This is a genomic window from Pseudomonas sp. HMSC063H08 (assembly GCF_001813645.1).
In the GTDB taxonomy this organism is placed as follows: Bacteria; Pseudomonadota; Gammaproteobacteria; order Pseudomonadales; family Pseudomonadaceae; genus Pseudomonas; species Pseudomonas aeruginosa.
Genome location: NZ_KV813635.1, coordinates 141,196 through 155,379, shown reverse-complemented (window position 1 = coordinate 155,379; position 14,184 = coordinate 141,196). Strand labels below are relative to the sequence as shown.

10 protein-coding genes are annotated in these 14,184 nt (G+C 69.6%); 7 read left to right on the top strand and 3 right to left on the bottom strand.

From position 1 onward, the window contains the following. Positions 1–106: 106 nt before the first annotated feature. The 3 genes from HMPREF2924_RS33465 to HMPREF2924_RS33455 all read right to left on the bottom strand — a co-directional run bounded on the left by HMPREF2924_RS33465 (position 107) and on the right by HMPREF2924_RS33455 (position 2,671). On the bottom strand, positions 107–883 hold the full coding sequence (locus HMPREF2924_RS33465) for an alpha/beta hydrolase family protein (protein WP_003110771.1): 777 nt from the start codon (positions 881–883) through the stop codon (positions 107–109). Then, a complete protein-coding gene (locus HMPREF2924_RS33460; protein ID WP_003132135.1) occupies positions 880–1,977 on the bottom strand; it encodes a DUF3182 family protein in 1,098 nt (365 codons plus the stop codon). Before HMPREF2924_RS33460 ends, HMPREF2924_RS33465 begins: the two co-directional genes overlap by 4 nt. A gap of 328 nt (positions 1,978–2,305) precedes the next feature. Beyond that, entirely contained in the window at positions 2,306–2,671 is a 366-nt protein-coding gene (locus tag HMPREF2924_RS33455; protein ID WP_003110773.1) for a DUF3509 domain-containing protein, read from the bottom strand. Positions 2,672–3,038: 367 nt separating this feature from the next. Here HMPREF2924_RS33455 and glgA point away from each other — a divergent pair, with 367 nt between their 5' ends. The 7 genes from glgA (at position 3,039) to HMPREF2924_RS33420 (ending at position 14,132) form a co-directional block, all read left to right on the top strand. After that, positions 3,039–4,580, top strand: a complete 1,542-nt coding sequence (gene glgA, locus HMPREF2924_RS33450; protein ID WP_009877798.1) for a glycogen synthase GlgA — start codon at positions 3,039–3,041, stop codon at positions 4,578–4,580. Then, complete coding sequence (treZ, locus tag HMPREF2924_RS33445; protein WP_003132140.1) at positions 4,580–6,331, top strand: malto-oligosyltrehalose trehalohydrolase; 1,752 nt, start codon at positions 4,580–4,582, stop codon at positions 6,329–6,331. The genes glgA and treZ overlap by 1 nt, the downstream gene beginning before the upstream one ends. Continuing rightward, the gene (malQ, locus tag HMPREF2924_RS33440) at positions 6,324–8,378 is read left to right on the top strand and encodes a 4-alpha-glucanotransferase (RefSeq protein WP_003132141.1); all 2,055 of its coding nucleotides are present in this window, start codon (positions 6,324–6,326) and stop codon (positions 8,376–8,378) included. Before treZ ends, malQ begins: the two co-directional genes overlap by 8 nt. Beyond that, positions 8,371–11,151, top strand: coding sequence for a malto-oligosyltrehalose synthase (locus HMPREF2924_RS33435; protein WP_023094743.1), 2,781 nt, complete (start codon positions 8,371–8,373; stop codon positions 11,149–11,151). The genes malQ and HMPREF2924_RS33435 overlap by 8 nt, the downstream gene beginning before the upstream one ends. Further along, complete coding sequence (locus tag HMPREF2924_RS33430) at positions 11,148–11,453, top strand: DUF2934 domain-containing protein (RefSeq protein WP_003132146.1); 306 nt, start codon at positions 11,148–11,150, stop codon at positions 11,451–11,453. The genes HMPREF2924_RS33435 and HMPREF2924_RS33430 overlap by 4 nt, the downstream gene beginning before the upstream one ends. Positions 11,454–11,465: 12 nt before the next feature. Next, entirely contained in the window at positions 11,466–13,616 is a 2,151-nt protein-coding gene (gene glgX, locus HMPREF2924_RS33425) for a glycogen debranching protein GlgX (RefSeq protein ID WP_003132147.1), read from the top strand. A 99-nt stretch (positions 13,617–13,715) separates the two neighbouring features. Continuing rightward, positions 13,716–14,132 (top strand): CBS domain-containing protein, encoded by a 417-nt coding sequence (locus tag HMPREF2924_RS33420; RefSeq protein ID WP_003088942.1) that lies wholly within the window; start codon positions 13,716–13,718, stop codon positions 14,130–14,132. Positions 14,133–14,184: the final 52 nt, after the last annotated feature.

The following is a 14,184-nucleotide window of genomic DNA, read 5'->3' as shown; positions in this document are numbered from 1 at the left end:
AGCTGTCCGGGAGTTCTCGCGTCTGTCGACGCCGGCGCCTGCCGGCACGGGACGTGGGCAGCAACCAGCGCCCACGGAAGGTGGGAGGCCCGCCGTCGCGGAGCGTTCAGAAAGCCGGATGGATGGTGGCGTAGGCCGGGGTGATGCTGAGACGTTCGCCGACCACCATCTCGGTGATCCAGTCCACCAGGATCGAGGTATAGGCGTCCTGCGCCGCCTCGCTGCTGAGCGCATGGTCGGCGTGGTCGATGATCCGGTGGGTCAGCGAATGGGTCTGCTGGAAGGCGGCGCGGAAACTCATGATGGTCGAGTGCGGCACATAGCTGTCGAACTCCGACTCCACCAGCAGCACATCGCCGCGGAATCCCGCGCAGGCCTGCAGGGCTCGGTTGCTGGCGGCCGGGATCAGGCTGCCGCGGTACTCGATGAGGTCCTCGCGGTCGAGCAGCAGCTTGGGCGTCAGCCAGTCCTCGTCGCGGTAGATCGCCGGTACCCGCAAGGCCAGCCAGCGCACCGCGCGCAACTGGCTGAGGATCGCCGCCAGGTAGCCGCCATAGCTGGTGCCGACCACCGCGATCGCCTGGCTGTCGATGGCCGGGTGGGCCACCAGCCGGTCGTAGGCGGCGAGCAGGTCCTGCAGGTTGTCCTCGCGCGTCACCAGCGCCTGGCGCCCGCTTTCCGCGCCGTGGCCGCGCAGGTCGAAGGTCAGGCACACGCAGCCGAGCCCGGCGATGCCCTGGGCGCGCTTCAGGTCGCGCTGCTGGCTGCCGCCCCAGCCGTGCACGAAGAGCACGCCGGGGACCTTCGCCCGGGGGCTGAGGAAGGTGCCTTCGATCCGGTCGTCGCCGACCCCGATGCGGATGCGTTCGCTGTTCGCCGTCATGCCTCCCCCGTCATCGCATATTTGAGCAGGAAGTCGCCGTGTTCGTCGGGACCGCGGTAGATCACCCGGCTGTTGTCCGGCAGGCGCTTGTCTTCGTGGATCTCGAACGACGCGGCGCGCACCGCGGGCAGTCCCGGGTCGGCGCGGAAGGCCTCCAGCGCGGCGATCTCGGCGCTGCTCGCGCCGCCGACCCGCCAGGACTGCTCGAGCACGCCGAAGCGCTCCCGACCGTTGCCGTCCCGGCCCTGGGCAATGTCGTAGTTGCGCCGCGAGGCGAAGCAGCCGGGGAAGAAGATCGCCGCGGCGGTGTCGAAGATCCGCGCGTACTCGATGGCCTGGCGCACCTCGCGGGCCAGGTCCAGGGTCAGCAGCTCGGCATAGCCACCGCGCGCCACCAGCAAGTCAGAGCCGGCGTAGACCAGTTCGCCGCGCGCGTTGCGGGTCTGGTGCTGCTGACCGTGGTAGCTCAGCAGGAAGCCGTTGACCCGGAGCTGGCCGACGCTATGGGTAACGACCCCGTCCAGGTTGGCTTCCAGTACCAGGCCCTGCGCCAACTGGCGCTCCTCCAGCCCGCCGAGCCAGCCGTCCAGTTCGTCGAGGTCGTGCGCCACGTACTGGCCGAGGCCGCCACAGGCCTCCGCCAGCTTGGCCCGCACCGGTCCTTCGGCGAGCAGGCGGGCGCCGGCGCGGTGTGCGTCGGCCAGGCTGAAGACGCTGACGCCGTTGAGCACGACGTCGCGGACCTTCTCCGCGAACAGCGGGTTCCAGCCTTCCGGCGCCACGCCGCCGCGCGGCAGCGGATGGACGATGGCCTTGCCGGCGATGAACGCGTGCTCGACGAAACCGCCGAGCAGATCTTCGTCACTGTTCACGCCCAGGCGCACGGCGGTCTCCCTGCCGACCAGGGTGCGGGTCGGGACCAGGTAGAGGGGGCCTCGCTGGTGCAATTCGGGTTCGTAGCGGCCGCCGAACTCCAGCTTCTGGACTTCCGCCAGCCAGCGCGCCAGGGCCAGGTTGCCCTGCACTTCATGTTCGGCGGCCGCGGGATCGACGCTATGGGCCACCACCAGTCTCTGCCGAGGGTCTGCGCTCATGTTCCGCTCCTCCTGGATGGAGACCCGGCGTTCAGGGCTCCGGTATGGGCGAGAGGGACTCTTCGTCGGGCCGTTCCATCGGAACTTCTTCCGGGAACTCCTGGGGGACGTGGCTTTCGTGGTCAGGAACCGGGTATTCGTCCGGGTCCCCGGATGGGTTGCGTGGACTCGTCGCTGGCGCACCCGATGATGCAGAAATGGAAAAACGCATGTCCGCCTCCATCGTTGGTATGAGTTCTAGATGGAGGGTACGAGAGCGGATTTGGTTCGGACCATGCGTCGGAAGGCCGGGTCGGCGCCTGGCCGCCCCGGCGCTGAAACAGCCGGCTCAGCGAGCCAGGCTCATGGTGCGCAGCTTGCCGCCGGCGACCAGGACCTTGCGGTGGGTGAGATGCTGGTTGTCGCTATCGCGGAACGTGAGCAGGTCGATACGCTTGCGGAAATAGTCGCTGTCGCGGATCTGCAGCGGCCCCTGGTCGATGATCAGGTCCCGGCGGATGCGCTCCAGCACCTGGTTCAGCAACAGCGGGTTGCTCTGCTCCTGGCCGGAGATCGCCCGGCTCACCAGGCGCTTGCCCTGGTCGTTACGCAAGGTCACCAGCAACGCGCCGTCAGGCCGAGGTTGGCAACTGACGCGCACATCCTTGAAATGCTCTTCCAGGTACTCAACCAGGTTTTCATCGGTCTCTAGCATTGCTGGCCTCCTGTCTCATCAGATTCTTTGACGCCGGTAATCAGGCGTATCTCTGTCGAGCAGAAGGCGTACCAATTTCTCTGGAAAATAAAATTCTTATAAATCAATAAGTTGAAAAACAAGCCGGCGAATTGATATTTGCACTTTGCAAGAAAACCCCCGGCAAGCCTTGCATTCGGCAACCCGCCGCGCCCGTCGTCTCGCCTGCAACCCCCTGGCGAGGCCTCTCGCAAGCCGAGCCGCCGGTAAAAAAAACTAAACTTCCGCCGCTCCCCTCCGGTCACCCCTAGCAAGGACTTCGCCCATGCCACGGCGCGACGGAGTCCGACCGACCAACGCCAAGGACAACGTACGACCGGAGGATGACATGGGACATTCTGTTGCAGGCGCTTGCCTGGAAGAACCCGCGGTACTGACCGCTTTTCCGTCGCTGCTGCACCCGCAGGACCCGCCGCAACAGAGGGATCGGATACTCTTCGTCACCGCCGAGCTAAGCGACTTCGTCAAGGTCGGCGGACTCGGCGACTTTTCCGCCGCGCTGCCGCGGGTCCTCAAGCGCGAGCATTCGGTGCGGGTCCTGCTGCCCGGCTACCGCCAGGTGCTGGAGCGCTGCCGCGACCTGCGGATCATCGGCAGCCTGCCCGGCCGGGCGGCGATCCCGCCCTGCGAGATCGGCCTGGTGACCCTCGACGACGGCCTGGAAGTCATGCTGGTGCTCTGCCCGCTGCTCTACGAGCGCGAGGGCACGCCATACATGGACGACCAGGGCAATGACTGGCCGGACAACCACCTGCGCTTCGCCCGCCTGTGCCTGGCCGCCGCCGAGATCGCCGGCGGCCGCGGCGCCCAGGGCTGGCAGCCGGGCCTGGTGCACGCCAATGACTGGCCGTCGGCGCTGACCCCGGCCTACATGGCCTGGAACGGCGTGCGCACGCCGAGCCTGTTCACCATCCACAACCTCGCCTACCAGGGCCTCTGCGACCTGCAATGCAGCGCCGAGCTGGGTCTTCCCGACGAAGCGCTGAGCCACGAAAGCATGGAATTCCACGGGCGCCTGTCGTTCCTCAAGGCCGGCATCGCCCATGCCCACCACATCACCACGGTGAGCGAGACCTACGCCCAGGAAATCACTACCCCGGAATACGGCTGCGGCCTGCACGGCATCCTCAAGTGCAAGGTCGAGAAGCGTCAGCTCAGCGGCATCGTCAACGGTATCGACGATAGCTGGCAGCCGCACTGCGATCCACACCTGGTGGCCGGCTTCAGCGCCCGCCAATGGGCCGGCAAGCGCGCCAACACGCGCTACGTGGAGGAGCGTTTCGGCCTGGAGCCGGGCAAGGGGCCGCTGTTCGCGGTGGTCTCGCGCCTGGTGCAGCAGAAAGGCATCGACCTGACCCTGGAGATCAGCGATGCCCTGCTCCAGGCCGGCGGCCGCCTGGTCAGCATCGGCCGTGGCGAGCCGAACCTGGAGAAGGCCATGCTCGAGCTCGCCCGGCGTCATCCCGGCCAGGTCGGCGTGCATATCGGTTTCGACGAGACCGAGGCCCGCCGTATCTACGCCGGCAGCGACTTCCTGCTCATGCCCTCGCGCTACGAGCCCTGCGGGCTCAGTCAGCTCTATGCGCAATGTTTCGGCTCGCTGCCGATCGCGCGCTGCACCGGCGGCCTCGCCGATACCATCGTCGACGGGGTCACCGGCTTCCTGTTCCGTGAGGAAACCGCGCAGAGCTACCTCGACGCGGTGATGCGCGCGATCAACGTCTACCACTGTCCCTCGCTGCTCAACGCCATGCGCTGCAAGGCGATGGCCGCGCCGATGTTCTGGAGCGACTCGGTGGAGCCTTACAACCGCCTGTACCGGCGCCTGTTGAGGAATACCGCTCCGGCCCTGCGCGGGGTACGCCAATGATGGCGATCCGGCGCCGCTTCGGCGCCCAGTTCCAAGGCAACGGCCGAACCTGCTTCGGCCTCTGGGCTCCGGACGCCCGCGAGGTCCGGGTCGAGACCGCCGACGGCCGCGACTGGCCGCTGGAAGGCAGCGACAGCGGCTGGTTCGAGGCGACCCTGCCCTGTCCGCCCGGCACCCGCTACCGCTACCGCATCGATGGCCGCCCCGGGGTGCCGGACCCGGCCTCGCAGTTCCAGCCCGACGGCGTGCATGGCCACAGCCAGGTGCTGGACCATGACGCCTACGCCTGGCGCGTCGACGAGTGGCGCGGGCGGCCCTGGCACGAAGCGGTGATCTACGAGCTGCACGTCGGCCTGTTCGGCTCCTACGCCGAGGTCGAGCGCTTCCTTCCGCGCTTGGTGGAACTGGGCGTGACCGCCGTGGAGCTGATGCCGCTGGGCGAGTTTCCCGGTCGCCGCAACTGGGGCTACGACGGCGTGCTGCCGTTCGCCCCGGCGTCGGCCTACGGCACGCCCGAGCAGCTCAAGCATCTGATCGACAGCGCACACGGCATGGGCCTGATGGTCTTCGTCGACGTGATCTACAACCACTTCGGCCCGGACGGCAACTACCTCGCCCAGTACGCCGCTGCGTTCTTTCGCGACGACCGGCAGACGCCCTGGGGCCAGGCCATCGATTTCCGTCGCGGCGAAGTCCGCGAGTTCTTCTATGAAAACGCCCTGATGTGGCTGCTCGACTATCGCATCGACGGCCTGCGCTTCGATGCCGTGCACGCGATTCCCGATAGCGCGTTCCTCGTCGAGATGGCCCGCCGCCTGCGCGGCGCCGCCGGCCCCGAGCGCCATCTGCACCTGGTCCTGGAGAACGACGACAACCGCGCCAGCCTGCTGCGCCAGGGCTACGACGCACAGTGGAACGACGATGGCCACCATGCGCTGCACGTCCTGCTCACCGGCGAGAACGACGGCTACTACCAGGACTACCCCGAGCCGCTGCGGTGCCTGGCGCGCTGCCTGGCCGAAGGCTTCGTCTACCAGGGCGAAGCCAACCGCCACGGCCGGCCGCGCGGCGAACCGAGTGCCGACCTGGCGCCGGACGCCTTCGTGCTGTTCCTGCAAAACCACGACCAGGTCGGCAACCGCGCCTTCGGCGAGCGTCTCAGCGTTCTCGCCGAACCCCAGGCGTTGCGCCTGGCGATAGCGCTGCAACTGCTCGCGCCGATGATCCCGCTGCTGTTCATGGGCGAGGAATGCGCCGCGCGCGAACCGTTCCTGTATTTCACCGATCACCAGGGCGAACTGGCGGACGCGGTCCGCGAGGGACGACGCAAGGAGTTCGGCGAGTTCGGCCGCTTCGGCGACGGCGCCACCCTGGCTTCGCTCCCCGATCCCAACGCGGTGGAGACCTTCGAGCGCTCGCGTCCCGGCCTGGCCGATTGCGACCCGGCCTGGCGCGGCTTCTACCGGCAACTGCTGGAAATCCGTCACGAACACCTGATCCCGCGCCTGCGCGGCGCCCGTTCGCTGGGCGTGACCACCATCGCCGGCGCCGCGCTGTCGGCGCGCTGGCGACTCGGTGACGGCAGTGACTGGCGAATCGACTTCAACCCTTCTCCGCTCGAAGCGGAAGTCGAGCCGCCGGCGGCCGCCACCCAGGTGCTGTTCCTCGACAACCTCGCCTGTGCCGAGTATCGCCGCGGCCGCCTAAGTCCCCGCAGCATCGCGGTCAGCCTGGAGCCCGCCCATGAGTGACGCACGCCTGGCCGAACTGGCCGCCGCCGTGGGCCTGCAACTCGACTGGCAGGACGCCAACGGACGGCCGCAGCGGGTCGACCCGGAGGTCCAGCGCGGCCTGCTGGAAGCACTCGGCTATCCGGCGCAGAGTCCGCAACAGATCGAACAGAGCCTGGCCGCGCTGGCCCGGCTGCGCGAGGACAGCGCCAACCTCGGACTGCTGGTCGGCGAATGCGGCCAGCCGCTGGAGCAAGCGCTCGGCCCCGCCGGCACCCCGGGCGAACTGGTCTACGAGGACGGCACGCGGATCGCCCTGCGCCTGGACGCCGAAGGCCGCCTGCCGGCGCAGGCCCGCAGTGGCTATGCGCAGCTGTCGCTGGAGCAGCGGGAATGGGCGGTGGCGATGGCGCCGCCGAGCTGTCCGTCCCTGGCCAGCCTCGCCCCGGGTCGCTCGCGTCGCTGGGGTCTGGCCGCCCAGGTCTATGCCCTGCGCCGCCCCGGCGACGGCGGCCTGGGCGACAGCGCTGCCCTCGAGGACCTGCTGCGCAGCGCCGCGCGGCATGGCGCCGACGCGCTGGCGATCAGCCCGCTGCACGCCCTCGCCGAGGCCAACGGACATGCCTACAGCCCCTACTCGCCGTCCAGCCGGCTGTTCTTCAATGTCCTGCACGCCGCGCCAGCGACCATTCTCGGCGCGGCGGCGGTGGAACAGGCGATCCGTCGCGCCGGCCTGGCCGCGGAGATGGCCCGCCTGGAGAGCCTGGAGCTGATCGACTGGACAGCGGCGGCGGACCTGCGCATGCGCCTGCTGCGCCAACTCCACCGCGACTTCATCGAGCGCGCCAGTCCCTTGCGCCACGACCTCGCCGAATTCCGCCGCGAAGCCGGCGAGGCGCTGCTGCACCACTGCCGCTTCGAGACCCTGCAGGCGCACCTGGGCGCCGGCCCCGACTGGCGACGCTGGCCGGAGCCGCTGCGCCGCCCCGGCGAGCCGGCGGTGGCCGCGTTCTGCGCCGATCACGCCGAGGAAGTGGACTTCCGCGCCTTCGGCCAGTGGCTGACCCAACGTTGCCTGCAACATGCCCAGCGTCAGGCGCGCGAGGCCGGGATGGCCATCGGTCTGGTCGCCGACCTGGCGGTGGGCGCCGATGGCGGCGGCAGCCAGGCCTGGTCGCGGCAGGAAGAGCTGCTCGCCGAAGTGAATGTCGGCGCGCCGCCGGACATCCTCAACCAGTCCGGACAGGACTGGGGCGTTTCCGCGTTCAATCCCGAAGGCCTGCGCCGCCACGGCTACCGGGCATTCCGCGAGATGCTGCGGGCCAACCTGGCCTGGCCCGGAGGGCTACGCATCGACCATGTGATGGGCCTGCAACGTCTCTGGCTGATCCCGCGCGGCCAGCCGCCCCACGCCGGCGCCTACCTGCGCTACCCGCAGCGCGAGCTGCTGCGCCTGCTGGCGCTGGAGGCCAGCCGCGCCTCGGCGCTGGTCATCGGCGAGGACCTCGGCACCGTGCCCGAAGGCCTGCGCGAGGAACTGGCACGCCGCCAGGTGCTGGGTACCCGCGTGCTGCTCTTCGAGCGGCGCGGCGAACGCTTCGTGCCCCCGGCGCAATGGCCGGCGGACGCCATGGCCACCACCAGCACCCACGACCTGCCGAGCCTGTCCGGCTGGTGGCGGGGCCAGGACATCCACTGGCGCGGCCGCGCCGGACACCGCAGCGCCGAGGAATGCGCGGCCGACCTGGAACTGCGCGCCGAGGAGCGCCGGGCGCTGGCCGCCAGCCTCGAACCGCCGGTCGATCCCGACCCCGCCGCCGAAGTGCCGCTGGACGCCTGCATCGGCTATGTCGGGGCAACCCCCGCGCCGTTGGTGCTACTGCCCCTGGAGGACGCCCTGGGCAGCCTGGAGCAGCCGAACCTGCCCGGCCCCGGCGACGCCCACCCGAACTGGCGGCGGCGCTGGCCGGAAAACGCCGCGCAGATGCTCGGAACGCCGCAGGTCGACCGGCGCCTGCGCCTGCTCGAACGCAGCCGCCGGGATGCCGAGGAGGCCGCCCATGATTGAGCCCCGCGCTACCCTGCGCCTGCAATTCCACGCCGGCTTCACCCTCGACGATGCCCTGCCCTGGCTGGATTATTTCGCCGACCTGGGCATCAGCCATCTCTACGCCTCGCCGCTGTTCCGCGCGCGGCCCGGCTCCAGCCACGGCTACGACGTGGTCGACCCGACCCGGATCAATCCGGAACTGGGCGGCGAGCCGGCGCTGCTGCGCCTGATCCAGGGGCTGCGGCAACGCGGCATGGGCCTGCTCATGGACATAGTGCCGAACCACATGGGCATCGGCGGCGGCGCCAATCCCTGGTGGCAGGACGTGCTCGAATGGGGGCGCGAGAGTCCCTACGCGAGTTTCTTCGACATCCAGTGGGAATCCCACGACGCCGCGTTGCGCGGCCAGGTGCTGCTGCCGTTCCTGCGCAGCGACTACGGCGAGGTCCTGGCTGCCGGGGAGATCGGCCTGAGCCTGGACCGCGAGGCCGGCCGCCTGCTGGCGAGCCACGGCGAGCAGCGCTTCCCCCTCTGGCCGGGCAGCTACCCGGAGCTGCTGGAAGACAGCGGCGAGCCGCGCCTGTCAGACCTGGCCGGCGGTTTCCGCGAGTGCCGGCAGGACCGCGAGGCCTTGCGCGAGATGCAGCGTCGACTGGCGGCTGCGCTCGCCGAGAGCGCTCCGCGCGCCGCCCTGGAGCGCACGCTGGGCAAGCTCCAGGAACGCCACGAGGAGGCTCGCCAACGCCTGCACCGCCTGCTCGAGGCGCAGCACTACCGCCTGGCCAGCTGGCGCACCGCGGCGGACGACATCAACTGGCGCCGTTTCTTCGACATCAGCGAACTGGTCGGCCTGCGGGTCGAGCGCGGCGAGGTGTTCGAGGCCGTGCACGGCAAGGTCTTCCAGTTGCTCGAGGACGGTCTGCTCGATGGCCTGCGCATCGATCACGTCGACGGCCTGGCCGATCCGCGCGGCTATTGCCGACGCCTGCGCCGCCGCAGCGAGCGGATCCGCGCCCGTCGCGGCGGCGCGCCGATGCTGCTGTACGTTGAGAAGATCCTCGGTGGCGAGGAGCGCCTGCCCGAGGATTGGCTGTGCGACGGCACCACCGGCTACGACTTCATGAACCAGGTCAGCCTGTTGCAGCACGATCCGCGCGGCGAACGACCGTTGCGCGAACTCTGGCAGCGGGTCAGCGGACGCCCGGAGGCGTTTCTCGACGAGGTCTACCAGGCTCGCCAACTGGTCCTGGCGGGAAGCCTCGCCGGTGACCTGGAGAACCTCGCCCAGGGTCTTTTGCGGGTGGCGCGGGCCGACCTGGCCAGCCGCGACCTGACCCTGGGCGGTATCCGCCGCGCGCTGTTCCAGTTGCTCGCGCGCTTTCCGGTCTACCGTACCTACGCCGGGGCCTGCGGTCGCTCGGTGCAGGATCGCGAGGTGTTCCGCTATGCCGCAGAGGCGGCCCGCGAGGATCTCGACGAAGCCGACCGGGCGGTCCTCGACCATCTCGAACGCTGGCTCGGCGGGCAGCCGCTGCGCGAGCTGCCGCCCGGTCCGCTGCGGCGCCTGCGCGGCGAGTTGCTGGCGCGCTTCCAGCAGTTGAGTTCGCCGACCGCCGCCAAGGCCGTGGAGGATACCGCCTGCTATCGCTCGGCGGCCCTGCTCTCGCGCAACGACGTCGGCTTCGACCCGCAGCGCTTCGCCGCTTCCGCCGAGGAATTCCATGCCGCCTGCGAAGCCAGGCGCCTGGCCAGCCCGCGGGCCCTGCTGGCCACCGCCAGCCATGACCACAAGCGCGGCGAGGACGCCCGCGCCCGTCTTGCGGCGCTCAGTGAACTGGCGCCCTGGTTCGCGCGTAACGTCGAGCACTGGCAAAGCCTGGCCACGCCGTTACGCCGCGACCTCGCCGAGGGGCCGGCGCCGAGTCCCGGCGACGAGCTGATCCTGTTCCAGGCCCTGCTCGGCAGTTGGCCGCTCGACGCGCCTTGCGACGGCGCCGCCCTGGACCAAGCGTTCCTCGCGCGGATGCGCGAATGGCAATGCAAGGCCTTGCGCGAAGCCAAGCTGCGCACGCGCTGGACCGCGCCCGACGAAGACTACGAGCGCGCCTGCGCCGACTATCTGGAACAACTCCTGCGCGCGCCACCGGCCCAGGCCCTGCGCCAGTCGCTGGGCAACGCGGCGGCGCGACTGATGCCGGCCGGGGCCCTGAATGGCCTCGCCCAATGCCTGCTGCGCCTGACCTGCCCGGGTATCCCCGATCTCTACCAGGGGCGCGAGGACTGGGACTTCAGCCTGGTCGACCCGGACAACCGGAGGCCGGTGGACTTCGCCCGGCACGCCGCCGCCCTGGCCGCGCCGACGCCCTTCCCGGAACTGCTGGAGCACTGGCGCGACGGTCGCATCAAGCAGACCCTGATCGCCCGCGTGCTGGGGCTGCGGCGGATGCAGCCGGGCCTGTTCCGCGACGGCGACTACCTGCCCCTGGAGGTCAGCGGCGAGCATGCCGAGCGGGTCCTGGCCTTCGCCCGGCGCAGTCGTCACGGTTGCCTGCTGGTGGTGGTCCCGCGCCTGGCCTGCGCCCTGCTCGGCCACGCCACGCAGCCGCAGGTGCCGGCCGAGGCCTGGGGCGACACCTGCCTGCTGCTGCCGCCGAGTCTCTCCGAATGCACCTACAGCGGCCTGTTTTCCACCATGCCGCTGCCCAGCGACGGGCACCTGAGCCTGTCCGAAGTGCTCGCCGACTTTCCCGTCAACCTGCTTTACCGCCTCGCCCAGGAGGAGACCCCATGAGCGCCGACGAAAAACGCATACGAGAGTTCGCCTACCAGATCTGGGAATCCGAGGGCTGCCCCGACGGCCAGGCCGAACGCCACTGGGCCATGGCCCGGCAACTGGCCGAAGCGGAAGCCGCCGCGGCGGCACCGAAGAAGACCCGCGGTCGGGCCAAGGCCGCCAAGGAAACCCCGGCCCTGCTGCAAGCGCCGGCCGCCAAGCCGCGCAAGCCGAGGGCCACGTCCCCGGCGCGGCCCGCCAGCGAAGAACCGGCGGCGGCCAAGCCGCGCAGCCGCCGCAAGCCCGAAGCGGGCGAATGAGGAGTCCAGTGCATGAGCAGAAAGCGTAGCCCCGCCCCTTCGCGGATCAGCGAAGGGCACCCCTTCCCCCTTGGCGCCACCTGGGACGGCCTCGGCGTCAATTTCGCGCTGTTCTCGGCCCACGCGACCAAGGTCGAGCTGTGCCTGTTCGACGCGCGCGGGGAAAAGGAGATCGAGCGCATCGAATTGCCCGAGTACACCGACGAGATCTGGCACGGCTACCTGCCCGACGCCCACCCGGGGCAGATCTACGGCTACCGGGTGCACGGTCCCTACGAGCCGGATGCCGGCCACCGCTTCAATCCCAACAAATTGCTCCTCGATCCCTACGCCAAGCAGTTGGTCGGCCGCCTGCGCTGGTCTGAGGCGCTGTTCGGCTACACCATCGGCTCGGCCGACGCCGACCTCAGCTTCGACGAGCGCGACAGCGCGCCCTTCGTGCCCAAGTCGAAGGTCATCGATCCGGCCTTCACCTGGGCCGAGCGCCCGCCGGTACGCGTCCCCTGGGACCGCACGGTGATCTACGAAGCCCACCTGCGCGGCCTCAGCATGCGCCATCCGCAGGTTCCGGAGGCGGTTCGCGGGACCTTCGCCGGACTGATGAACGCCGACCTGCTGGCGCACATCCGCCGGCTCGGGGTGACCAGCGTCGAGCTGCTGCCGATCCACGGCTTCGTCGACGACAAGCACCTGCTGGAAAACGGCATGAGCAACTACTGGGGCTACAACAGCATCGCCTTCTTCGCCCCGCACCCGGCCTACCTCGCCAGCGGCCAGGTCAACGAGTTCAAGGAGATGGTCGCGCACCTCCACGACGCCGGACTGGAGCTGATCCTCGACGTGGTCTACAACCACACCGCGGAAGGCAACGAGCTGGGTCCGACCCTGTGCATGCGCGGCATCGACAACGCCTCGTACTACCGCCTGATGCCCGACCAGCGCCGCTACTACATCAACGATTCCGGCACCGGCAACACCCTCGACCTCAGCCACCCCTGCGTGTTGCAGATGGTCACCGACTCGCTGCGCTACTGGGCCACGGAGATGCGCGTGGACGGCTTCCGCTTCGACCTGGCGACCATCCTCGGCCGCCATCCGGACGGTTTCGACGAGCGCCACGGCTTCCTCGTCGCCTGCCGCCAGGACCCGGTGCTGAGCAAGTGCAAGCTGATCGCCGAACCCTGGGATTGCGGCCCCGGCGGCTACCAGGTAGGCGGCTTCCCGCCCGGCTGGGCGGAATGGAACGACCGTTTCCGCGATTGCGTGCGTGCCTACTGGCGCGGCGACGACGGCATGCTGCCGGAACTGGCGCGGCGCCTAACCGCCTCCGGCGATCTCTACGACCAGCGTGGACGGCGGCCCTACGCGTCGGTGAACTTCGTCACCGCCCACGACGGTTTCACCCTGCGCGACGTGGTTTCCTACGATCACAAGCACAACGAGGCCAACGGCGAGAACAACGCCGACGGCAGCGACCACAACCTGTCCTGGAACCACGGCTGCGAGGGCCCCACCGACGACCCGGAGATCCGCGCCCTGCGCCTGCGCCAGATGCGCAACCTGCTGTCCACCCTGCTGCTGTCCCAGGGCACCCCGATGCTGGTCGCCGGCGACGAGTTCAGCCGCACCCAGCAGGGCAACAACAATGTCTATTGCCAGGACAACGAACTGGGCTGGATCGACTGGCGGCTGGACGACGAGGGCCGTTCGCTGCTGGCCTTCACCCAGCGCCTGCTGGCCCTGCGCCAACGCTATCCGATCCTGCGCAGGGGGCGCTTCCTGGTCGGCGAGTACAACGAGGCGCTGGGGGTCAAGGACGTCACCTGGCTGGCGCCCGGCGGCGAGGAGATGACCGAGGAACACTGGCACGACGAGCACGCCCGCTGTCTCGGCGTGCTCCTCGATGGCCGCGCGCAACCCACCGGGATCCTGCGCAGCGGTGAGGATGCCACCCTGCTGCTGATCCTCAATGCCTACCACGACGCGGTGTCCTTCCGTCTTCCCGAGGTGGCCGAAGGCAGCGGCTGGTCCTGCCTGCTGGATACCCAGCGGCCGGAGGACCCGCTCGGCGAACGCTACCCGTTCGCCAGCGAGTTCCTGGTCGGCGGCCGCAGTTTCCTGCTGTTCGAGCTACAACCGCCGGGCGCCGGAGCGGAAGGATGAACGGCGGGGAAAAAAGCTGAACCGCCCCCGGCACCTCCAGTCGGAACCTGTAGGTGCCGCACGCGGCGCCCGCACATCCACCCTACACAGGAGGACAGCATGAAGATCAGCGACATCATGACCCGCAACGTCCAGGTCGCCGACCCGCAGCAGAGCATCCGCGAGGCGGCCGCCACCATGGCGAGGATCGACAGCGGCGCCCTGCTGGTCGGCGAAGGCGACCGCCTGGTCGGGATGATCACCGATCGCGACATCGCCATCCGCGCGGTGGCCGGCGGCCTGTCCGGGGATACCCCGCTGGGCCGCATCATGAGCGGCGACATCCACTATTGCTTCGAAGACGAAGACGTCCAGCACGTGGCCCGCAACATGGCCGACATCCAGATGCGCCGCCTGCCGGTGCTCAACCGCGAGAAGCGGCTGGTCGGCGTGGTTTCCCTGGGCAACATCGCCAGCTGCCGCGACCAGGCCTCCAGCGCCACCGTCCTGCAGGGCGTCGCCCAGGCCCACTACTGAGCCTTTCTTCCACCCGGCCCGCCTTTGCCGTTCCGGCCGAGGCCGGGCCCCA